Genomic DNA, 274 nt, shown 5'->3' with positions numbered 1-274 from the left:
ACGGTCCACACCCCGTCCCGACATCGCCAGGAGAGGCAGTACTGGTGTCTTACGCCGGAAAATCCCGGCCGACTAGTCAACGTTCCACCCATGAGCAACCAGCACCGGACGTGCGCCGGTGTACTGGCCCCTGGACCACCAGCCCCCACACGGGGCACCGGCAGCCGAGAAGTGCTCCTTAGAAAGGAGGTGATCCAGCCGCACCTTCCGGTACGGCTACCTTGTTACGACTTCGTCCCAATCGCCAGTCCCACCTTCGACGATTCCCTCCCAC

At 63.1% G+C, this 274-nt stretch carries 1 rRNA gene; it reads right to left on the bottom strand.

What is annotated here, in order from left to right:
* Window positions 1-182 precede the first annotated feature (182 nt).
* Window positions 183-274, bottom strand: a 16S ribosomal RNA gene (locus AC2CJA_RS27420); the annotation flags it as partial.

It is taken from the genome of Streptomyces sp. ATLC9 (assembly GCF_057196705.1).
This window is presented reverse-complemented; position numbering and strand designations above follow the sequence as displayed.